The following is a 21,707-nucleotide window of genomic DNA, read 5'->3' as shown; positions in this document are numbered from 1 at the left end:
GAACGCGATCAATTCGCTGATCAGAGCAATGGTGTTTGGCTGCAAAATGATGCATACAAAAGAAATGCCAAGGGATCATTTTGTTATTTTCTGGTATATCGTAGTGATTTTCAAAGACTTCTGCGAGAGGTAGCTGACCTGAAAAAAAGAGTTAACGGTTTACGGTTTTCAAACCTGCCGAAAACGCCCCAATCTCAACCAATACATCCGGATCCGCAGAGCCGTTGAGTCAGCCGACCGGCTTCGGTTAGAAAATCCGGATCAGGTTACCGCTTACGAAGAGGTCGGCCCGTTTAATGAAGCCGATTTGCTACCTTCCTGCTCACCAAAAAAGAAGTCTCGTGTTCCGCCAAATTGACGACATCGATTTCAAGGCGCTCACCCAACGGCGCTACCACCCCTCGCCGGTGGCCTGGGAAGATCAGGTTCTTTATTTTCTGATGCTGGACCGGTTTTCGGATGGCAATGAGCAGGGTTTTCTGGATAATGACGGCACACCCGTTACGGCGGGAATGACCCCGGTTTTTAGTCCATCGGATGCGGAAAATGCCGTCCAGACCCCGGCCGAAGCGCAGCAGTGGCGCGAAGCTGGCACCCGGTTTGCAGGCGGTACGCTGAAAGGACTGGAAAGCAAATTGGGCTACCTGAAACGGCTGAACATTACGGCCATCTGGATCAGCCCGGTTTTTAAACAGGTCAGTTCACAGGAAACGTATCACGGCTACGGCATCCAGCATTTTCTGGACATCGACCCCCGCTTCGGAACACCCGACGATCTGCGAAACGTAGTCGAAACGGCGCACACGCTGGGTATATACGTCATCCTCGATATCATCTTCAACCACGCGGGCGACGTCTTTGCGTATCAGGCCGGCCAGCCCCGCTACCACAACGGCATGCGCTACCCGGTGACGGGTTACCGCGACCCGCAGGGCAATCCGTCGCTGCCGTTCAAAACCGTCGATCTGGCGACCCGGCCGGAGGCCTGGCCCAATGGCGCGATCTGGCCCACTGACTTTCAGGACCCTTCGACCTTCACGCAGAAAGGCGAAATCAGCTGGTGGGACAATGACCCGGAATTCATCGAAGGCGATTTTGCGTCGCTGAAAGACATTCACCACGGCTCCGGTTCCCTGGATCACTACCAGCCCGCGCCCGCCCTGAAAGCCATCTGCGAAGTGTACAAATACTGGATGGCGTTCGCCGACCTCGACGGCTACCGGATCGATACCGTCAAACACATGGACCTGGGTGCCACCCGGTATTTTACGGCCGTCATCAAGGAGTTCGCCATGGACCTCGGCAAGGAAAACTTTTACCTGATCGGTGAGATTACCGGGGGCCGTCAGCGGGCGTATACGACGATGGAACTGACCGGTCTGGACGCGGCTTTGGGAATCGACGACATTCCGGACAAACTGGAATACGCGGTGAAGGGCTACCGCAACCCGTCCGATTATTTCAACCTGTTCCGCAACTCCGAACTGATTGGCAAGGATTCGCACAGCTGGTTTCGCAACCACGTCGTGACGGTTTTCGACGACCACGATCAGGTGCGGAAAGGCGGCAGTAAAGCCCGGTTCTGCGCCGATCCGGATGCCGACCGCCAACTCATTGCGCTCGTTGGCCTGAACGTTACCACCCTGGGCATTCCCTGCATTTATTACGGCTCCGAGCAGTTGTTCGACGGGCGGGGCGACAACGACCGGTACATTCGGGAAGCCATGTTCGGCGGGGCATTCGGGGCATTTCGGAGCCACCACCGGCATTTTTTCCGGGAACACACCCCGGTTTTTCGGGCCATCTCCCAGATTCTGGCTTTGCGGCAGCAGCACATCGCGCTTCGCCGGGGACGGCAGTATCTGCGCCAGATTTCAGGCGACGGCATTCATTTTGGCTTCCCCGAAATGGTGGGCGGGCAGATCCGCTCGGTCGTGCCGTGGTCGCGGCTGTTCAACAAACAGGAAATCGTGTGCGCCATCAATACCGACCCGCAGGAGGAGCGAACCGCCTGGGTCACCATTGATAATGAGCTGCACCGGCCCGGCGCGGTGTTAACCTGCCAGTATTCGACCGACGCGGCCCAGATTCAGGCGACGGTTTCGGTGGCAGTTCGCAACGGACGCGCCATTCAACTGACCGTTCCGGCGGGCGGTTTTGTTATTTACCAGTAATCAGTAGCGACACGTCACTTAATCCGCGACATAGGGTCCGCCGGTTTCGCCCCAGCCCCAAACGGGCATCGGCGCACCGGCCTGAACGGGATTTTCGGGCGCCGTCGCGTTCAGCACGGCAATCCGGCTGCCCCATTCCAGATACCCCAGCAGGGCCGAACGAAATTCCGGATCGTCGGGCAACCCGATTTCGTCCGCGCTTTCGAGCAGCAAAGTCAACCAGCGCCGACGTTTGGGTTCGTCGAGTTGTTTCCCGATGTGGTGCGCCACCATGCTGGCGTGGCTCCCGCCATCGGTTTCCGTGTAGTGTTTCGGTCCTCCGAACACTTCGCCGATGAAATGCGCCACGTGCCGGGCGTGTTCGGGCGACATGTGCCGAAAAACCGGCTCCAGCAAATCGTCCTGCAACACTTTCTGGTAAAAGAGCGTGGTCAGTTGTTCCAGCCGGTGGGTGCCGCCCAGCCAGTCGTGCAGCGTCGGAAGGGTTCGTTCGTTCATAGTCCTGAAGTCGGATCAGCGAAAAAAAATAGGATGTATACTTTTCAGAGCATCACGTTGTCGCCGTGAAACGCCCGCAACGCCTGGTGCTTGTAATTCCGCCCCAGCGGCAGGTTTTTCTCGCCAATCAGGACGGAAAGCGGGGTAAAAGCCTTTACTTTTTCGATGGCGACCAGAAACGAGCGGTGAATGCGGATGAATTTATTTTCGGGCAGTTTCTGCTCCAGATAACTGATTTTCTGGTACGTAATGATCTGACGTTCCTGCGTTTTCACCCGTACGTAGTCGCGCAGGCTTTCGATGTACAGAATATCCCGGAGGTACACTTTCACCATTTCGCGGTCTTCGCGCAGAAAAATATACGCCCGGTCGAAGTCGTGCGTCAGCGGATTGGCGGGCACCTCCGATGCCACCGGCTGACTGCCCTGGTAGACCTTGCTGATGGACCGCAAAAACCGCTCGAACGTCACCGGCTTCAGCAGGTAATCCACCACGTCGAGGTCGTAGGCATCGACGGCGTAATCGCGGTAGGCCGTGGTCATGATCACCGGCGGGCGGTTTTTAAGCGATTTCAGCAACTCCAGCCCGGAAATCTGTGGCAGCTCGATGTCCAGAAACAGCAAATCGACGGTTTTGGATTGCAGAAACGTAAACGCTTCCACGGCGTTGGTGTAGCTCCGGACCAGATTCAGCCCTTCGACCCGCCGGACGTAGGATTCGAGCAGGTTCAGCGCCAGGGGCTCGTCTTCAATAATGACACAATTCATGGTGCATAGCAGTCAGAAATTTAAACCTGCAAGGTTTAGGTTGGTAAAGCACTCGTTTCTCCTTGCAAAACCGCAGGCTCCACCGGCGCCAGGACGTCCGGAACCAGGTCAATTTTCAGGACCACCAGATACGTTTCTTCTTCGTCGAAAAGTTGGAGCGAATACCGGGTCCCGTAGATGATATCGAGTCGTTTGCGAACGTTCTGCAGGCCGATGCCGGAATACGCACCGGGCCGGACCGTCGGCGCCTGGGCCGCTTTGCTGTTTTCGATCTTAAAGATCAGGCTATTAGCGTTGGTCAGCACATCCACCCGCACCCAGACGCAATCCAACTGGCGACTGACGCCGTGTTTGAAACTGTTCTCCACAAACGGCAGAATGATCAGGGGCGCAATCTGAATCCCGTCGAGGGACGCATAAAGATTGAGCGACACATCCAGCCGGTCGCCGTACCGGATTTTTTCCAGCGTGATGTAATTCTCGATGTACTGGATTTCTTTCCGAAGCGGCACCTGCGGCAGGTTGCTGTCGTAGAGCATGTAACTCATCAATTCCGACAACTTGAAGACAATTTCGGGCGACTTGGGCGAGCCGTTCAGCGTAAGGGCGTACAGGTTGTTGAGCGTATTGAACAGAAAATGCGGGTGAATCTGCGACTTGAGCAGTTTCAGTTCGGCTTCCAGTTTTTCCTTCGCCAGCTGCTGGGTCACTTCCTGAAGCTGCTGCGTGCGCTGCTGATCGACATACCCCTTTTTCATCAAATGAATCGCGGCCGGAATTGCCGCCATCGAATAGGTTGCAAAGGTGTAAATCAGGATTTTAGGCAGAAAAAAAACCGGCATCGACAACGCGGCCGGGTAGTAAAGCGGGTAAATCAGGTAGTAACCCAACAACCGCTGTGCTAACCCAACGGCAGCAATCGACACCAGAAAAAACGAAAAGAACGCCCCGTACCGCTTCCGCAGCAGCAGCTTGTCAATGAGCAGGTACAGCAAAACGTAGGTCGCCAGCATTTTGACCGGCAACTCGACGAGCGTAATCGTGAACCGCTGCCGGTATTGGTCGTCGATACTGCCCAGAATCAATGCCTCATACGCCAGCAAGAGCAGCCAGAAAAGGACGTGCCACGCAACCCGGTAGCGAAACAAAAGTCTGAATAACGATTCCATCGGTTGGCTTGGGGCCGATTCGTTTCTTAAAGATACCGTTTTCGCCGTCCCGTCGCGCGAAGAACCGGTTTTTTTAGACAAACGACGCAATCGCCCGACGAACGGCATTTCTCCCCGGCCAACGCTCTTCGTCCGGTTTCTCCGACTTCGGTCCGGCCGGAACGGGGTTTGGCCTAAAAATCCGGTTTGGTATAAATCCAGGTGTTTCCTTCGTTGAAAAATCCGGCACAACCCCTTCACTCCGAATCAGATGAAACAACCCATGAACACCCGCATCCTGTTTATCCTGAGTTACTTCCTGAGCGTCGGACCGATTCTGGCGCAGACCGACACTTACGTTCCGGCTTCGCGCTGGCAGCTGCACACGGATGCGGTTTCGCACCAAACGGTCGTCGCGTTTTACGACGACCACAACCGCCTGATCTATCAGGAAGTCCTGCCCGGTCAGCACGTCCGCCTGACCCGCAAAAACATCCGGCGGCTCGACCAGGCCAGCGCCCGACTGGCCAGCAACCAACTGGTCGCTTCGGTCATCAGCCCGGATCTGCTCACGGCTGATGCCGGTTTTGCCCCAACCGAAACCGGTGTCGGCCGGTCGGCGTTGCTGGGCGCTCCGCTGGCCGAGTCGGCAACGGACGGTTTTCGCGCAACGGTGGTTCCGGCTCCCCGCGCCCGGATTGCGGTTTACTACCAGAATACGGAATCAAACCCGGTTTCGATCCAGTTGCTCGATCCATCCGGCCAGCCGGTTTACCGGGAAACGAGTACGCATCCCAGCTACAAACGCTACCTGGACCTGGACAAACTGGGTTTGGGAGTTTACCAGCTAACGCTATCGACGGCGCAGTATCGCTACCAGTACCGCCTGCGGGTCCATGCATATTCGGAACAAAACCGCCCGGTTTTGCTGTCAGCCCACGGCGAACCGATGCGGCCCAAACCAGATCAAAGTCCCTTACAGATAGTGTTGAACCACCAGCAGTCCGATGGCGATCAGGGCCGGGAGCGCCTGGGTGAAGAAAATCTTTTTATCCGCCGTGGCTGCTCCGTAAAGCCCGGCGACGGCGACGCAGCCCAGAAAAAAGAAGGCGACGTGGTGTTGCCAAACCGGGTCGCTGATGAGCAGTGACCAGATCAGACCCGCAGCCAGAAACCCGTTGTACAGGCCCTGATTGGCCGCCAGCGCCCGGGTTGCGGGGAACAGATGCGCCGGAAAATTCCTGAAAACCTTCGGTCCGCGGGTGGTCCACGCGAACATTTCGAGCCAGAGAATGTAGAGGTGGAGCGCGGCCACCAGCCCAATCAGAATTTTTAGTACCATCGACTTACGGTTTAGAGACAGGAATGGCGAAAACCGGTTTGAGACGCATCGACAAAAATCACGCCCGATAAATGCCGTCTTCTTTGATCACAATCTGGCGCTCCCGAAACAAAGCGCCAATGGCTTTCTTAAACGTTTTTTTGCTCATTTCCAGCAATCTGTAAATTTCGTCCGGATCGCTCTTGTCGTGCAGCGGCAAAAAACCGCGTTGTTTTTCCAGCACCGCCAGAATACGCCGGGCACTGGGTTCAACGTTTTCGTACCCCGGTTTTTGCAGGCTCACATCCACCCGGTTGTCGTCGCGAACCAGTTTGATGTACCCCGTCAGCCGGTCGCCGGGGTACACGGGCTGAAAAATCTCGTTGGCATAGACCAGCCCCCGGTAGCGGTTGTTGATGATGACGTTCACGCCGAGGTCGGTCGCTTCGTACACCAGCAAATCCACCTCCTGCCCTTCGTCGAGGTTGGGCGCGCCCGAATCCAGAAACCGGTTGAGCCGGCTGGAAGCCACCAGCCGGTCGGTTTCGTGATCGAGGTACAGGTGAACGACGTACCAGCGACCCACTTCCATCGGCCGGCTTTGTTCGCGGTAGGGCACCAGCAGATCTTTTTCGAGCCCCCAGTCCAGAAAAGCGCCTACCCCGGTCACCGACACCACCTGCAAACGGGCAAATTCGTTGCGTTTGATCTTGGGCGTCAGCGTGGTAGCAATCGGGCGGTCTTCCGAATCGGTGTAGACAAACACGTCGATCCGGTCGCCGATCTGCAGCTCCCGGGGCACGTATTTATTCGGTAGCAGCAGGTCGTTGCCTTCCTCATCGCCCAGAAAAAAACCGACGCTGGTTTCGCGGAGGGCTTCGAGGGTATTTATTTTTCCAATTTGTATCATTCGTAACGGTTTTTCAACTCCCTGCCTAGTTTCCCGCCCGGGCGGCCCAAGCATCCATTTTGCGTTCCAGCACATCGAGCGGCATGCAGCCGTCTTTCAGAAATTCGTCGTGGAAAGCCGCCAAACTGAATTTGTCGCCCAGTTGCTGCTCGTATTTGGCCCGCAACTCCCGGATTTTCAGCGCCCCGATTTTGTACGACAATGCCTGCCCCGGAATGGCCATGTACCGCTCAATTTCGGCCACCGCGCCCTCTTCGGCAATCGGCTCGTTCGCCATCATATACCGGATGGCTTCTTCACGGGTCATGTGCTTGGTGTGAATGGCTACGTCGACCACCAGCCGGATTGCCCGGTGAATTTCGTCGCTCAACGCGCCCATGTACTGGTACGGGTCGGTGTACAGGCCCAGTTCTTTCCCCAGCGATTCGCAATACAGCGCCCAGCCTTCGCCGTAGGCACCGTACCAGGCAAACCGCCGGAACTTCGGCAGTGCGGTTTCTTCCTGCTGCAACGAAACCTGGTAGTGATGGCCCGGAATGGCTTCGTGCAGAAACAGCGATTCCATGCCCGAGGTCACGTTAAACTTGGTCGCGTCCGGAATCGGCACGTAAAAAATACCGGGTCGGCTGCCATCGGCCGCTGCCGGGTTGTATTCCGCGCTGGCCGAGGCTTCCCGGAATTTTTCGGTCTGCCGGATTTCAAACTTCGACTTCGGCGTTTTGGTGAACATCTTCGACAGATTCGGCTCGATTTTGGTCAGAATGGCGTTAAAAGCCGCCAGCACATCCTTGGGCTCTTTGTAAGGATACAGCTTCGGATCGGTTTTGAGGTGCGTAAAAAACTGATCCAGCGTCCCCGAAAAACCGACCTGTGCCTTCACCTTTTCCATCTCACCCCGAATCCGGGCCACTTCCTTTAACCCGGTCTGGTAAATTTCTTCCGGGGTTTTGTCGGTCGTGGTCCAGGTTCTGACCAGGTAACGATACACCTCAGCCCCTTTCGGCACCGCGTCGACGCCCGAGGTCGTGCGGGCTTCGGGCAGGTATTCGTTTTTCAGAAAATCGCCCAGTTTTTTGTAGGTGGGCACGATTTCGTCCCGAATGGCTTTCTGGTAAGCCGCCGTCAGCCGGTTTTTGTCCGCATCGCTGAAATCCTTCGGCAGTTTGCTGATCGGGCCGTAAAAAAGGCTTTTCGTCGGATCGGCCACCACCAGATCGGTCATTTGCGGAATCATCTTCACCACCAGGCTTTTCGGCCAGATGATTCCGGCGGCCATGCCCTTGCGGAAATTGACAATCGCCGAATCGCTCCACACCCGAAACGCCGACACCCGTTTCAGCCAGTCGTCGTAATCCTTGACGGTTTTGAACGGTTGGGCGCCGGCTCCGCTTCCCAACTGCCCGAACGTCAAGGTCAGGCCGTCGAACTGCGAAAATGGCACGTATTCGAGGTGAAACTGGAATTGTTCGAGCTGCATTTCCAGTTCACGTTTCAGAATATCGTAAGAAATCCGGTCCTGATCCGACAATTTTTCGCGGTCGAACGCCGTTAGTTTTTCGAGGTTGGCGGTATAAAATGCCCGGGTCTGGGCCAGAAATTCCGGTGAATTGCTGTTGGGCAGCCGGTCGTTAAACCGGTTGTCGCCCTGAAAGGTCGCTTCCAGCGGAAAAAGCGTCAGCCGTTCTTCGTAATAGGCATCCAGAATTTTCGCAAAATCGTCGTTGGAAGACGTGGTCTGCTGTTCGTTGCCGGAATTACACGCGATCATCGACGCCATAAGCAAAGCGGATACAAGGATAGTTTTCATACATTCTCTGGATCGGGAAAGGTTCGGGCCGGAAAGTTAGAAAGAAACCGCAGAGAATCCTGCAAAGCGTAAAAAACCGGAACGTTCAAGCCCTAACTTTTGTCGGTTAAATTGGTTATTGGTTGAAATCAACTACGCATCGTTATGGACAAGATTGAGCGACGGGAGGATGTGAGTCCGAAAGAAGGGCTGCACCAACACGGCGATGTCACGTTTGCCGACCCGACCAACAAAAAATACCCGATCGACACGCCGGAACACATTCGGGCGGCCTGGTCGTATATTCACCACAAAGACAACGCGGCCAAGTACGACCCGGATGAGGTGGAAACCATCAAAGAACGCATTCGGCGGGCGGCCAAAAAACACGACATCGCCATCAAGGACGAGTAGCGGTTTCGACGAAACCGTTTGACCGGAAAGGACCCAATTCGGGTCCTTTCCGGTTTATGGAAACAGCCGTAGGGGGAAAGTCTGATAAGCGGGTCTTTTTTCATATATTTATCCCATACTTGATCCATAGTTCATGCAAGCCGCCTTCTCCCCCGCTCTGACCCAAAACCGCACCGCGATTCCGGTTTACATTTACGCCGTGGTGTTCTCGTCGCTCTGCATTGTGTGGGGCTTGCTCTGGGACATCATGTGGCACATGAGCATCGGCCGCGACGGGCTGTTTGCGCCCCCGCATTTGCTGATGTACGTCGGGGCGGTGGTGGCCGGTTTGTTTTCCGGGATCAAAATCCTGCAACTCACTTTCGCCAAAGCAAACCCCGAACGGAATGCGTCGGTGCGGTTTTGGGGCGTTTTCTACGGCTCCTTAGGCGCCATGTACTGCGTCTGGGGCGCGTTAACGATGCTGACCTCCGCCCCTTTCGACGACTGGTGGCACAACACCTACGGCCTGGACGTTCAGATTCTGACCCCTCCGCACACGGTTTTACTCATCGGTATGATGACGGTGCAGTTCGGCGCCATGATTGGCGTGCTGGCCGTGCAAAACCGGTTTTCCAGCGCGCTGGCCAGCGGAAGTTACGCCGTTGAAAGTCGGCCCGAAGAAGGTCAGCTCCGGCAGCTGAAAGTGATGTTTACCGTGGCCGCCGGTTTGCTGCTGAGCATTCTGTATACGATGCTGGCCGAAAAAATGGGACCCTGGGCGTCGCATCATTCGTCGGCCTACATCACGATGGGTATTGCCTTTCCGTTTTACCTGCTGGCGGTGGGCCGCGCATCGTCCCTGCGGTATCCGATCACCATCACGGCGGCTGCCTACATGCTGACGATGCTGATTCCGAGCTGGGTTCTGCCCCTCTTCCCGGCCACTCCCCGGCTGGGGCCGGTTTTGAACCCGATTACGCACTACCAGGCGTTTGTGTTTCCGCTCCTGCTGGTGGTGCCCGGTTTTGTGCTCGACAAACTGCTGCACCGGTTCGGCAGGGGCCGGCTCAACGACTGGCTGCTGGCGGCCCTCACCGGCACGGTTTTTATCCTGGTGGTCACCGGGGTTCAGTGGTTTTTCGGCGAATTTCTGCACACGTCGTCCTCCGCCCAGAACTGGTTTTTTCTGAGTGATTCCATGTCGTACAGCGATGATCCGTCCTGGGCGTATCACCATAAATTTCACCCCTACTGGCTCGAAACGATGCCGCAGTTTTTTAAAGGCATTGCCATTGCCATCGGCTGCGCCATCCTCTCGGCCCGCGTCGGATTGTGGTGGGGCAACTGGATGAAACGGGTTCAGCGATAAAGACGGAATTGTCCGTGCGGGAGAAAAATTAACCAGTATAAGTCAAAGGGAATCAGCCACCAGGGCGGGTTGCCACTGTAAAATTTCACATGAAGCCATTCTTGTTGCGGGTTCTCTTTTATTCACTCTTTCTCTCCTTCACGCATTCGCTCACGGCCTTCGGTCACGTCGGCAGTCCGGGGGTGATGGTGCAGAAACAGGTCGGAAAATACCAGCTTCTGATCAGCGTGGTGCCGCCGGAGGTGGTGCCCGGAACGGCGCTGGTGACGGTTTTTGTGGAAAGGGGCCGCCCGACGACCCTACAGGCCCGGCCGATTTATTTCTTTTCCGGCGACGAGGGCGCTCCGGTCCACGACGCGTTGAAACCGCTGGGCGACAACCGCTTCGAAGGCGTGGTCTGGATGATGGATTCCGGTTCGTCCAGCATCGAACTGGTGCTCGACGGTCCCGACGGCAAAGCCACCCTGGTGGCTCCGGTCGTTTCGGTCCCGACCAAAATGGAACCCATGCCCACCGGAACGGGCCTGGGTCTGGCGGCTCTGGGCGTTTTGCTCGTCATTCTGCTGATCACCACCGTCGGTGCCAGCCTGGCTGACGGAACGCTGAAACCGGGTCAGGCCGCCCCCCGCTCCTACCGCCGGAAGCGGCTCGTCGGGATGAGCATTGCGGCCGTTCTGCTGGGCGTCGGCCTGACGGGCTGGCGGACGTGGTGGACCAGCTGGGCGGATGACTATCGCGCGGAAGAGCTGTATGCGCCCCTGCCCATCACCGCTAAGGTGGTTGAAAAAACCGATGGTCCGGCGGTTTTGACCATCCGGATCGATACGTCACACTTTGCGGAAAGCCGCAGCAAACGCCGTCGGATCGATTTTCTGGTGCCGGATCACGGCAAATTGATGCACGTTTTTCTGGCCCGCACCCCCGGCCTCGACGCCTTTGCGCATCTTCACCCCGACCGCCGGGCGACCACCGAGTTCCAGTCGGATTTGCCGGATCTGCCGGCGGGTCAATACCTGCTCTACGCCGATATTGTATACCGGAACGGTTTTACCGAAACCTTAACCGATACCATCGCCATTCCCGCTCAGCGGTCCAAAAACCGCCTTTCTGCCGCACCAGCCGACCCGGATGACAGCTGGCTGGTGGCCGAGCCCATGGGCGTTAAAGCCAATGCCGTTGGTATTCCGCACCTGGACGATGAGATGGTGCTGTGCGGTATTCCGGGCGCCAGTTCGAAACTGAGCGACGGTTCGACCATGCTCTGGACCGACAAACCCGCGCCGGTTCTGGAAGCCGGAAAACCGTATCTGCTGAAATTTGCCGTTGCCGACGTTCAGGGAAAACCGGCTCCGCTCGAACCGTACCTGGGCATGGGCGGACACGCAGCCATTGTCCGTTCCGATGGCACGGTTTACATTCACCTGCATCCGGTCGGCACCTACTCCATGGCGGCCGAAACGTTTCTGATTGATCGCATTGCCGACACGACGCGCCGGTTTCAGTTCCCCGATCCGACGATGTTCCGCGACAGCATCGACCGGTACGTGGCGCAGTTGAAAAAGCTGCCCGAAGCCGACAAAAACCGCCTTTTGATGGCCGCAATGCCCGCCATGTCGCACTCGATGAACGTCAATAACATGGTGGAATTCCCGTATGCCTTTCCGCGCGCCGGGCATTACCGCATCTGGGTGCAGGTCAAACGCCAGGGCACCGTGCTGACCGGCGTTTTCGATACGCAGGTGAAAGAGGGAATTTTATAGGCGGAAAGAAGAAAAAATGGAGGAGGGAGAAAAGAAGGGGAGTATGCTCCTCAATTTCCTTTCCTCCTCTCTTCCTTTTCCCTCCTTTCCGCCTTCTTTTGCTTATCTTTACAAAAAGTCAATTTCGTGTTATGAGAATTGTGTTTGCCTTGGGCTTTTGTTTTCTGACTTTCACCAGTAATGCACAAACCAAAAAACCAGCCGCCAAAGCCACGCCCGGTCCGGGGCAGCAAATCTATGAACAATACTGCCTGACCTGCCACCAGGCCGACGGCTCGGGCGTTCCGAACCTGAACCCACCGCTGAAACAAACCGACTGGGTACAGGGCGACAAAACACGGCTGATCAACGTGATTTTGAAGGGTTTGCAGGAACCGATCGAGATTAACGGCGAAACATTTGACAACGTCATGCCCGCCCACGACTTTCTGTCCGACAAGGAAATTTCGGACGTCCTGACCTTTATCCGCAGTAGTTTTGGCAACAAAGCGGAGGCCATTTCGACGGAGGAAGTTCGGAAAGTTAGAACGGGGAAATAATCAACCTGGCGGGGCCTCCCGTTGGATTCTGTAAATTAAATGACTAATTAGGCCGGAGTATTGCCAATTCCGCTACGCTTCTGAGCCCTCCCAACCCTATGAAAAAGCTGCTTTATTTCTTCTTTCTCGCTTTTGGTCTGACCCTTTCCGGTTTTGCCCAGCCCAAATCGCCGGTTGGTCTCCAGTTGTATAGTTTTCGGGCGCAATTTCCGAAGGATGTCGCCGGAACGATGGCCAAAGTCCGGGAGATGGGCTTTCGGGAGGTCGAGCTGGCGGGCACCTACGGCCTGTCTGCGGCCGATTTTCGGAAGCTGCTCGACAAAAACGGCCTGAAAGCAATCAGCACCGGGGCGTCGTACGAAGATCTGTCGACGAACGTTCCGAAGGTAATCGAGGAAGCCAAAGCGTTCGGCGTGAAATACGTGATGTGCGCCTGGATTCCGCATAACGGCGACAAGTTTACCATCGAAGATGCCAAAAAAGCGGCCGATGTGTTCAATACCGCCGGTAAGCTGCTGCGCGACAATGGCATTTCGTTTTGCTACCACATCCACGGCTACGAGTTTCAGCCTTACCAGAACGGTACCTTTTTCGATTACCTGGTAGAAAATCTGGAACCCCGGTACGCAAACTTTGAAATGGACGTATTCTGGGTGAAACACCCCGGTCAGGACCCCATTGCGCTGCTCAAGAAATACCCCGGCCGCTTTCCGTTGATGCATCTGAAAGACCGCAAACCGGGAACGCCCGGCAACAATACCGGCCATGTCGATGTGGAATCGAACGTTGCAATTGGCAAAGGCGATCTGGGCATTGCCGAGATCATGAAGCAGGCCCGCAAATCGGGCGTCAAGCACTTTTTTATCGAAGACGAATCCTCGCGCTCGGTGGAGCAGATGCCCGAAAGCGTGGCTTTTCTGCGGGAAGCAATGTAAAAATGACGCCCAGCCGGGTACTGGCTGGGCGTAACGTTCTGCGTCAAACCGGAACGTTCAGCCGGTTTTTGCCGATCTGCTGTTTCTTTGCGGGATCGTAGGCAATGAAAAACGTGAGCCACGTCCGGCGCGCCAGCCGGAAAAAATACGGCGTCAGCAACACCAGCGTCGGCACCAGCCCAATCAAATAATAATCCAGATCGACCTCCAGCCCGGTGACGAACACAAAGAAAGTGGCCAGGGTGTACAGCGTATAAAACGCATAACTCACGAACATGGATCCCCAATAAAAACCGGGTTCCGGAATCAGCACTTCTTCGCAGTGCGGGCACTTTTCGTGCATTTCATCAAACCGGCGGCTATAAGCACTTTTCGTTACGAAAAAATCCCCCTGGTGGCAACGGGGACATTTATTGAAGACGATACTGTATAAGCGATTCTCTTTCATGGCTTTGGGCGTTTACGTACCTACCAATTTGCATCCGTAAGGACAAGGCAAAGGTACGGCCGGAAACCGGAGTGCGGAAAGACAAAACCGGAGCGCTATGGTACAAATCAACGATCAATGGGTCAGAGCCAACCGAAACTCGGCGGGGGTTTGCCGGGTGTGTTTTTTGAAAAACCGGACGAAATACGAAGGATCTTCGAACCCCAGCTGAAACCCGATTTCTTTCACCGACTGGGCCGTGTGGGTCAGCAGGCGCTGCGCTTCGATGACCAGCCGTTCGTGCAGCAATTGGCTGGCGGTTTTGCCCAGCACCTTTTTGCAGATGTGGTTGAGGTAGTTGGGCGTCAGGTGCATCTGATCGGCGTAGGAACTCACTTCGCGCACCGTCAGGAACTGCTGCTCCAGCAACTCTTCGTACTGCCGCACCCGGTCGAACAGGTTGGCATCGGTCGTGTTTCGCTGTTCGGTATACAGCCGGTTGGCGGTTTCGAGCAGCAGGTGCACATACGACAGAAAAACCTCCGAACGGTTGGGCTGGCGCGTTTCGTACTCCTGCCAGGCATACCGAAACAAGTCCCGAAACAGGGCGGGCGAGCCCGTTGCTTCGAGCAAAGGCTGGTGCTGGTGCGAGTGATAAAACGGATACTGAAACAGCCGGTTGCCAAACCGGCTCCGGAAAAAGTTCGCTTCAAAAAACAGGTTGAATCCTTCGATGTCGTCGGACAACTGCCAGCTATGCACCTGCCCCGGCGTCAGAAAATAAAGTTGATGGGCCGCAATCGAATGCGTTTTGAAGTCGATGGTGTGCGTGCCGCTGCCGTTCACAATCCACATGACCAGGTAAAACGTGTGCGAATGCGGTTTGTCGATGCCCTTGAATTCCTGCACCAGTTTCTCCAGCCGGGTCATGTAAAAGAGGGCATCCGGCTCGTGCCGCGGAAACGCCTGAAGTTTATAAACCGGAACGGGCGAAGACATGGGAGTTTGAATGATGAGTTATGAATGATGAATGGAAATGGTAGTCTTGACTTCATAACTCATCATTCTTTTTCGCAACTCGTTTGACGCGCAGGAAGCGGTTTAATTCAAAGGCATCGAAATTGGGGGCCGCCGGATCGACGCTGGTGATCCGGATCTGGCCCGATGCGTGAATAAACTCGTTGTTGCCAATCCACATGCCAACGTGTACGACGCGCTCGGCCTGGTCGGCGGTGGCCGGAACGCCAAAAAACAGCAGATCCCCGGGTTTGAGCTGACTAAAATTCCTGCCGGGTGTCTCGACCGGCTCGCCTTCGTTTACCTGCTGCGACGCATCGCGCGAAAGTTGCTGGCCGTTCAGCATATAGACGGTTTTAGTAAAACCGCTGCAATCCATGCCTTTCACCGACGTGCCGCCCCACAGATACGGAATTCCCACCAACCTCTTCGCCGTGCTCACCAGGGCCTCGGCGGTGGGCCGGGCCGTCGCCAGCCAGCGTTCCAGCCGCTGCGCTTCCCGTTTGGACACAAAACCGGTTCTGCCGTCGGGATACCGCACCTGAAAATACTGCCGGTTTTCGCTCACAAGGACGAGTTGATTCCCTGCCACAATGTCGGATACGGTTTGCGACTTCCGGCTGACTTCGCTGTAAACAAACCCAAAGGGGCGGGTATATATGATTTTTTCGGCCGACTGCCACTGGTCAAAATCGGTTTTGGTCATGAGTTGCAGAGCCCCCGCATCCGTCCAGGCGATGTACTGATCGGGCGTTTGCACCTGATACCAGCTCCGGTCTTTGTCCCACACGTTCAGCGGCATACCCAGCAGCGCCTGGGTGGACAGTTCGGCGGCATTGCGGGCGTTGGCGCGCAAATTCGCCACCGACACGTTGACAATGGCGTAGGATTTTTCGCCCAAAACCGGGGCGGGCAGCAACTGAACCTGGTCAACGACGGGCCGATCCAGTTCTTTCACCTTCGCCAGCAGGGCCTGCTTGGCTTCGGGCAGGTTCGTAAAACCGGTCAGGTTACCCGCCGAATCGGCTTCTACGTTGAAAATAGCCACCCGTTTATCGGGCGCATACTGCCGCCGAACCGAGTCAACCACCTGACGGAGCGATTGCGCAAACCCGTCGGCAGCCAGCAGCGAAAGCAGTAGAAAACCGGCAAAAAAAAGTCTCATGGAGGCAATGAATGGAACAATCAAAACAAAAATACAAAAAGCCAGCGACGAATGCGTCCCCGGCTTTCTGGAAATGGTGTGGTGGATGAATCAACAATTATTTACTGGCATTGAAAGAAAGTAACAGTTCGTCCCCGGTTTCCGAAGTTCCGGACACATTAAAGATGATGAACCCGCCGTCGGCATCGCCGATGCGCTCCCCCTCTACGTAAAGGCCAAAATTTTTGCCGGATTCGCGCACTTCAACTTCCAGGCCTTCCACCACCGCCAGATTGCCTTCGCCTTCGATAAAGAGGCTCAGGTCCATAGTAACTTTCTTGTCCGACTTAGTCGTGATTTTGACGGTTCCGGAAGCAACGGTTTTTCCGCTTTCCACCAGCGGCAGTTTTTCCAGTTCGACTTCGTTGGCACCGTCGACAAAGTGGAACGAGCTCAGTTTATAGGTTCCGGCCACTTTTGCCGCCGGTTCGATGGGCGGGGCGGGTTGCGGATCGTTCCCGTCTTTCTTGCAGGCGACAAAAGCAGCGAAGACAAACAGGAATAAGAGGACTTTTTTCATCAGTAGAGTTGTTTTGTTCGCTGCAAACGTAGCCTTGAACGCACCCAATCTCAATTGATGGTTACCTGAATCGTCATTTTGCGTACCTGAACTGTAGGCAAAACCCGTTGAACATTCAATCGGGTTGGTCGTAGCGCACCCGAAACCGGCTCAGATCCGGCGGATTGACCCGTTTCCGCTTTACTTCATAATCAAAAATTACCCGCCCCAGGTTCGCCATGAACGGATAACCGACCGTCTGGTAGTCGTATTTATTGTCGTTGAAAACGCCGTCCTCGTTGCACAAAATCACCGCCGATAGCAGGAACTCGATGTTTTTTTCAAAATCCACGATGTAGGCGTTGTCGATCATGTACCCGTAGGCATCCCCGACTTTGTTAAAAATCCGGACCGAGGGCGGCAGTTTACTCTTGGCGTCGCCGAAAACCAGAAACTTGCCGTAGCTGTCGTAGTAAGTGGAATCGTACTTCGGGTAGCTGGTCTCGCGTGGCAGCTGCGACAGGTAGCGGTACAAAAACCGGTAGTCGTCGGAGGTCAGATCAAATTTCTGGCGGGCCGGCACGTCGTCGGGAAACAAAACCGCCCGCAGCATATCCTGCTGGTTTTCAAGCGAGAAGAAGTTTTTTCCGGTAAAATCAAACGGTTCGTTCACCAGCGTCTCCCCGTTGCGGTAGCCGGTGCCCCGAAAAATCGGCTTGTCGGGCCGGAAGGTTTGATCACACACCTGGGCCGGTTGCTGATACAAAACCGTATCGCCTTTTTCAAACCGAATGGCGTTTGTCCGGCGGTTTTGTTCCGGCGTCAAAGGGATGGACAATCGGTGCACAATCCGCACGTCCTTGTAGCCTTTTTCGCGCAGCCGTCCGTTGAGTTCGCACGGACCCACCCATTCATAGAGCCGGTTGAACGCATCGTTATCGCTGACCAGCAGGATTTTCCGGGCATACTGCGCCACCGACGGCAGGCCGTTTTCGGCGGTCGAATCGCTGCGAACGGCGGTTTGAAAAGAAGTCGAGTCGGTCAGCATGGGCGTGTCAATCGACAAACCGGCCTGCTTTTTCCGCAGTTGATTGATTTTTTCCAGGGCCAGCAAAACCGTCGGCAGTTTAACGGTGCTGGCCGGATAAAAATACCGGTCCTTGTCGAGCCGGTAGCGGTAGGTTTTGAACAGCGGGCGGTTTTTCTCGTCGCGGTTGATCTGCGTGTACAGAATCTGCACGTCGTATTTCGCCGGATTTTCCAGGACTTTGCCAAACAGCTCCGGGTTCTTTTTCAGCAGTTCTTCCAGAAACTTATCGGTTTGCTGGGCCTGCGTCGGCTGACTCCCGAACCACAGCCCCAGAACCGCCAGCAGCACGGGCCGGATGTGGCGTCGGGGCGTTAAAGACCGATTCTTGTTGCATTCACCACGTTCTTTCATGTAAGTAATCGCCTAATAGTTCGATATCTTCCGGCTGGTGCAGGGCGCTGAGTACGATGCGTGTGTTGGGTGGATCGGTGGGAGTCGGATAGGCAAACGAATAGATCAGAATCCGCTTCGTTAACAGATACGAATATAAGCGATCCTGCTCAGTATAAAAGACCGGATACGCGGGAATGTGTTGAAACAGCCCCAAATGATCGACCCGGTTTTCGAACCGGCGGATGTTTTCAAGCAAACGCAAAAAGGCAGTTTTGTACAAATCCTGCGTCTGGCCGAACGCGGAGAGGTAGGCCGGGGGCATGGGCGAACACGCGCCGAAAAAAGCCGTTCGGCGAATGGACTCCAGCGTAGGCGGGTCGGCAAAAATGGCGCCACCGGGCAAGCCCATGGCCTTCGCCAGCGAAGCCGTCACAATCAGCCGGACGTTGGCCCGTTGCGGAATCTGCGGCCCAATCCCGCTACCGTCCGGCCCCACGACGCCCAAACCGTGGGAGTCGTCCACCAGCAACGTAATTTCCTGATCGGCGGGCAATTGACTGACCCACTCAAACGAATACGCCGACGAGCCGAGGGCATCCAGCGAATTGAGCGCAATGACGACCTTTGGCGTCACCGCAGCCGCCACCAGATCGGGTACCTGCTTCGTCCACGCGTCGAACGAAAGCGTTGGCAGCCGGAGGTTGGGTTCCTGCCAGATGGCCGGGTGGGCGTTGGGGCCGTAGATGAAGCTAAATTCCTGCGCTTTCAGCCAATTGACGACAGCCTGCCCCGCCAGCATTCCCGACGAAACCGTCAGAGCCGCTTCGGCCCGGGCAAACGCGGCCAGCTGGACTTCCGCTTCTTCGTAAATGCGGAGTTGCAGATTGCCGTTGCGCGACGACCCGAAAACCGTCCCGTAGCGCGCCATTTCCGCCGTCAACCGCTCCCGAAAAACCGGGTTTTGCGCCATGCCGAGGTACGACGTTCCGCTAAAAAACAAATAGTCCTGCCCTTCGAATTGAATGGTCCGGCCCGGCAGGTGATCAATGGAAAGCATAAGAAGAAGGAGGAAAGGAGGAAGGGGATTAAAGGAGAAAAGGGGCAGGATGCATGGAGGAAGGGCGACCGGTTTTGCCACTCCCCTCTTCCTTTCATCCCTCCTCCTTTCCGCCTTTTCTCTCTTTTAATCCCGCTCCCGTTCCGTTTTCGTTGGCGTAAAGAACCCGGCCAAAATCGAAGGTAACGCCCGTGGCCGGGTCGTTGGTGATGAGCAGTGTGCCGTCCATGTCCACGTAATCGAGCAGGGGCAGCAACTGGGCGATGGCCGAAATGCCCACGCTGGTTTCGTTCATGCAGCCCACCATCACCTGCAAACCCGCCTGCCGGGCCGCGTCGATCATCCGCCGGGCGGGCGTCAGCCCCGCGCACTTGGTCAGTTTGATGTTCACGCCGTGAAAATAACCGGCACAACGCGCCACATCGCCTTCAACAATGCAACTTTCGTCGGCAATCACCGGCAGGACACTCTGCTCCATTACCCGTTTCATGCCCGTCCAGTCGTCGGCTTTGAGCGGTTGTTCGATGAATTCGACACCCAGTTCTTTCAGCACGGGCGCGTTCGCAAGGGTGGTGTCGGCGGTCCAGGCGCAGTTGGCATCCACCCGAAAAACCGCATCGGTGTGCTGGCGCAGTTCCCGAACAATCGTCAGGTCGTCGGGCGTACCGAGTTTTATTTTATAAAGCGGCCACGGAAACGCCTGCATCTTCCGGACCATCGTTTCCACCGTGTCGATGCCGATCGTGTAATCCGTGATGGGGTTGCGGATCGGATCGAGGTTCCAGTGCTGGTACAGCGGTTTTCCGGCCCGTTTGGCCACCAGATCGTGCGCGGCTTCGTCCAGCGCACACTGCGCAAACGGGTTATCGATCAGGTGCGGGTGAGCCAGTTGCCAAAGTTCTTCGGCGGTTTTCCAGGCATCGGATTCAATCAACGGGCGGATTGTTTCGAGCGCGTCAATCATCCGGTCGATGGTGATGCCGTAGTATTTGTTGGACGTGGCTTCGCCAAAACCGCTCTGCAAACCCTCCTGCAACTCCACGATGAGCGTCGGCTGCACATCGCGGGAGTCGTGGGCGATGGTAAAGGTATGTTTCAGTTGAAGGTCGAACCGGTGGAAACGGAGTGTCATTTTTCGGTGAACGATTTACGGTTTTCGGTATACGGTTTTCAGGATACGGTTTTCGGTGTACGGTTTACAGGAATGGGTTTTGATGGATTCCAGTTTAGACCACAACCAAACCGCCGGCCCGGCGAAAACCGTATACCGAAAACCGTAAACCGTATCCTGAAAACCGTATACCGCAATCAACTCACTGCCGGTTCGACAGCATAATGGCTGTCAGATCCTCGGCATTTTTCAGATCCTGGGCAATCTTCCGGTTCCAGCGTTCCTGTTCGGCGTGATTGATGCCGTGCTGCGTTTCCGAATCATACTGCTGCTGCCAGCGGTTCATGTCGCGGTAGGCCTCCAGGTACAGAAACTGAATGCGGCTGTTGTAATCATCGAGGTCCATTTCCTGATCGGCAATGATTCGCTGTTTGAACCGCTCGACAATCAGCTTGACAATATCGAAATGTTTCTGCTCGTGCAAAAGCGCGTACGGCTCTTTGCTCACGGGCCGCACCCACGACAGGCTTTTCACCATGAACGTCTTGAAGGTCAGCTCCATCTGAATGTAGCCGTTGACCCAGCGGCTGTGGCCTTCGTAGGAAAAGGTCGGGAATATCATGGCAGCATTGCGGCTGCCCCCCCGGGGTTCGGCCTGAAAATCGTCCCAGTTCAACGGGCGGAGCTGGCTGTAAAAAACCGTATCGCCCGACGCCTGCTGAACCGTGTGATCGATGTAAACAAATTTGAGGCCCTTCACCAGCGCCGGACTTTTGTCGCGGTTGATCCGGATCCAGTTCGACAGATACTGCACCGCACTTTCGAGGGCTTTGCGGCCCACCAGCTCCAGCCGGTCGGTTTGGCCAAACGAGCGGGTATAAATGGTCCGGGCCGTGTAAGTCGTTAACTGAACCGGTTTTCCGTCGCGCAGCACGTCGAAGGCCAGCTCCAGGCGACAGACGCCGTCGGCCTGCGATTCGCCCTTTATTTTTTCGGAGAAAACAAACTCCTGAACCCGGATGATGACCGGCACGCGCATGGAATCGGGCCCAAAACCGGGTCGCAGCAGATCGGTAAAAATCTCCGCGATGGCTTCGTTACTCCGAACGGGCTGGCTGTTTTTCGGGCCGGACAAAATGGTTCCGAGCTGGGATCGAAGCGAGCGCTGATCCTGAATCCGAAGAAGCGAAAAGGTGGTTGCTTTTACCGAAACCGGCTCTTTCCTGAACGCAATCCATACCGGGTCCTGCCACGCCAGTGCCAGGTGCGGTACCGCCAAAAACAGGATGAATCGGATCAGTTTCACAATCGGTATTCACGGACGAAAGCCGTTGCCTGAAAGATGCGTTTTTTTTCGTTTCTTACT

At 55.7% G+C, this 21,707-nt stretch carries 21 protein-coding genes; 6 read left to right on the top strand and 15 right to left on the bottom strand.

All coding sequences use genetic code 11. The features are described 5' to 3' along the window. The first annotated feature begins 341 nt into the window (after positions 1-341). Positions 342-2,174 carry an alpha-amylase family glycosyl hydrolase gene (locus ACYVHX_RS27310; RefSeq protein ID WP_460674885.1) on the top strand — a complete coding sequence of 611 codons (1,833 nt, stop codon included), beginning with the start codon at positions 342-344 and terminating at the stop codon, positions 2,172-2,174. Positions 2,175-2,192: 18 nt separating this feature from the next. On the opposite strand, the gene ACYVHX_RS27305 is transcribed toward ACYVHX_RS27310, so the two are convergent. From ACYVHX_RS27305 to ACYVHX_RS27280, 6 genes are all read right to left on the bottom strand, one after another. Beyond that, the gene (locus ACYVHX_RS27305) at positions 2,193-2,672 is read right to left on the bottom strand and encodes a group II truncated hemoglobin (RefSeq protein WP_460674884.1); all 480 of its coding nucleotides are present in this window, start codon (positions 2,670-2,672) and stop codon (positions 2,193-2,195) included. Between the two features lie 44 nt (positions 2,673-2,716). Next, positions 2,717-3,439 carry a LytR/AlgR family response regulator transcription factor gene (locus tag ACYVHX_RS27300; RefSeq protein WP_460674883.1) on the bottom strand — a complete coding sequence of 241 codons (723 nt, stop codon included), beginning with the start codon at positions 3,437-3,439 and terminating at the stop codon, positions 2,717-2,719. Between the two features lie 35 nt (positions 3,440-3,474). Then, positions 3,475-4,608, bottom strand: coding sequence for a sensor histidine kinase (locus ACYVHX_RS27295; RefSeq protein ID WP_460674882.1), 1,134 nt, complete (start codon positions 4,606-4,608; stop codon positions 3,475-3,477). Positions 4,609-5,563: 955 nt separating this feature from the next. Beyond that, a complete protein-coding gene (locus tag ACYVHX_RS27290) occupies positions 5,564-5,929 on the bottom strand; it encodes a DUF1304 domain-containing protein (protein WP_460674881.1) in 366 nt (121 codons plus the stop codon). A gap of 58 nt (positions 5,930-5,987) precedes the next feature. Further along, complete coding sequence (locus ACYVHX_RS27285) at positions 5,988-6,818, bottom strand: CvfB family protein (RefSeq protein WP_460674880.1); 831 nt, start codon at positions 6,816-6,818, stop codon at positions 5,988-5,990. A gap of 25 nt (positions 6,819-6,843) precedes the next feature. Further along, entirely contained in the window at positions 6,844-8,625 is a 1,782-nt protein-coding gene (locus ACYVHX_RS27280; RefSeq protein WP_460674879.1) for a DUF885 domain-containing protein, read from the bottom strand. A gap of 144 nt (positions 8,626-8,769) precedes the next feature. Between ACYVHX_RS27280 and ACYVHX_RS27275 the strand changes: the two genes are divergently transcribed. The 5 genes from ACYVHX_RS27275 (at position 8,770) to ACYVHX_RS27255 (ending at position 13,603) form a co-directional block, all read left to right on the top strand. Next, on the top strand, positions 8,770-9,018 hold the full coding sequence (locus ACYVHX_RS27275) for a DUF6582 domain-containing protein (protein ID WP_460674878.1): 249 nt from the start codon (positions 8,770-8,772) through the stop codon (positions 9,016-9,018). Between the two features lie 133 nt (positions 9,019-9,151). Beyond that, positions 9,152-10,369, top strand: a complete 1,218-nt coding sequence (locus ACYVHX_RS27270; protein ID WP_460674877.1) for a hypothetical protein — start codon at positions 9,152-9,154, stop codon at positions 10,367-10,369. Positions 10,370-10,458: 89 nt separating this feature from the next. Then, a complete protein-coding gene (locus ACYVHX_RS27265) occupies positions 10,459-12,129 on the top strand; it encodes a hypothetical protein (protein ID WP_460674876.1) in 1,671 nt (556 codons plus the stop codon). A 131-nt stretch (positions 12,130-12,260) separates the two neighbouring features. After that, positions 12,261-12,668, top strand: a complete 408-nt coding sequence (locus ACYVHX_RS27260; protein ID WP_460674875.1) for a c-type cytochrome — start codon at positions 12,261-12,263, stop codon at positions 12,666-12,668. Between the two features lie 98 nt (positions 12,669-12,766). Next, positions 12,767-13,603, top strand: coding sequence for a sugar phosphate isomerase/epimerase family protein (locus ACYVHX_RS27255; RefSeq protein ID WP_460674874.1), 837 nt, complete (start codon positions 12,767-12,769; stop codon positions 13,601-13,603). A gap of 43 nt (positions 13,604-13,646) precedes the next feature. On the opposite strand, the gene ACYVHX_RS27250 is transcribed toward ACYVHX_RS27255, so the two are convergent. The 9 genes from ACYVHX_RS27250 to ACYVHX_RS27210 form a co-directional block, all read right to left on the bottom strand. Beyond that, on the bottom strand, positions 13,647-14,051 hold the full coding sequence (locus ACYVHX_RS27250; protein WP_460674873.1) for a DUF983 domain-containing protein: 405 nt from the start codon (positions 14,049-14,051) through the stop codon (positions 13,647-13,649). Between the two features lie 114 nt (positions 14,052-14,165). Continuing rightward, positions 14,166-15,029, bottom strand: a complete 864-nt coding sequence (locus ACYVHX_RS27245) for a helix-turn-helix domain-containing protein (RefSeq protein ID WP_460674872.1) — start codon at positions 15,027-15,029, stop codon at positions 14,166-14,168. A 52-nt stretch (positions 15,030-15,081) separates the two neighbouring features. After that, a complete protein-coding gene (locus ACYVHX_RS27240; RefSeq protein WP_460674871.1) occupies positions 15,082-16,212 on the bottom strand; it encodes a C40 family peptidase in 1,131 nt (376 codons plus the stop codon). 97 nt (positions 16,213-16,309) lie between these two features. Further along, on the bottom strand, positions 16,310-16,771 hold the full coding sequence (locus tag ACYVHX_RS27235; RefSeq protein WP_460674870.1) for a hypothetical protein: 462 nt from the start codon (positions 16,769-16,771) through the stop codon (positions 16,310-16,312). 115 nt (positions 16,772-16,886) lie between these two features. Next, a complete protein-coding gene (locus ACYVHX_RS27230; protein WP_460674869.1) occupies positions 16,887-18,191 on the bottom strand; it encodes a serine hydrolase in 1,305 nt (434 codons plus the stop codon). After that, positions 18,175-19,230 (bottom strand): aminotransferase class I/II-fold pyridoxal phosphate-dependent enzyme, encoded by a 1,056-nt coding sequence (locus tag ACYVHX_RS27225; protein WP_460674868.1) that lies wholly within the window; start codon positions 19,228-19,230, stop codon positions 18,175-18,177. The genes ACYVHX_RS27230 and ACYVHX_RS27225 overlap by 17 nt, the downstream gene beginning before the upstream one ends. A gap of 94 nt (positions 19,231-19,324) precedes the next feature. Beyond that, a complete protein-coding gene (locus ACYVHX_RS27220) occupies positions 19,325-20,362 on the bottom strand; it encodes a dipeptide epimerase (protein ID WP_460674867.1) in 1,038 nt (345 codons plus the stop codon). Positions 20,363-20,377: 15 nt separating this feature from the next. Next, on the bottom strand, positions 20,378-20,542 hold the full coding sequence (locus ACYVHX_RS27215) for a hypothetical protein (protein ID WP_460674866.1): 165 nt from the start codon (positions 20,540-20,542) through the stop codon (positions 20,378-20,380). 1 nt (position 20,543) lies between these two features. Then, positions 20,544-21,647 (bottom strand): DUF922 domain-containing protein, encoded by a 1,104-nt coding sequence (locus ACYVHX_RS27210; RefSeq protein WP_460674865.1) that lies wholly within the window; start codon positions 21,645-21,647, stop codon positions 20,544-20,546. Positions 21,648-21,707 lie beyond the last annotated feature (60 nt).

The sequence above is a fragment of the Larkinella ripae genome (genome assembly GCF_054780775.1).
This window is presented reverse-complemented; position numbering and strand designations above follow the sequence as displayed.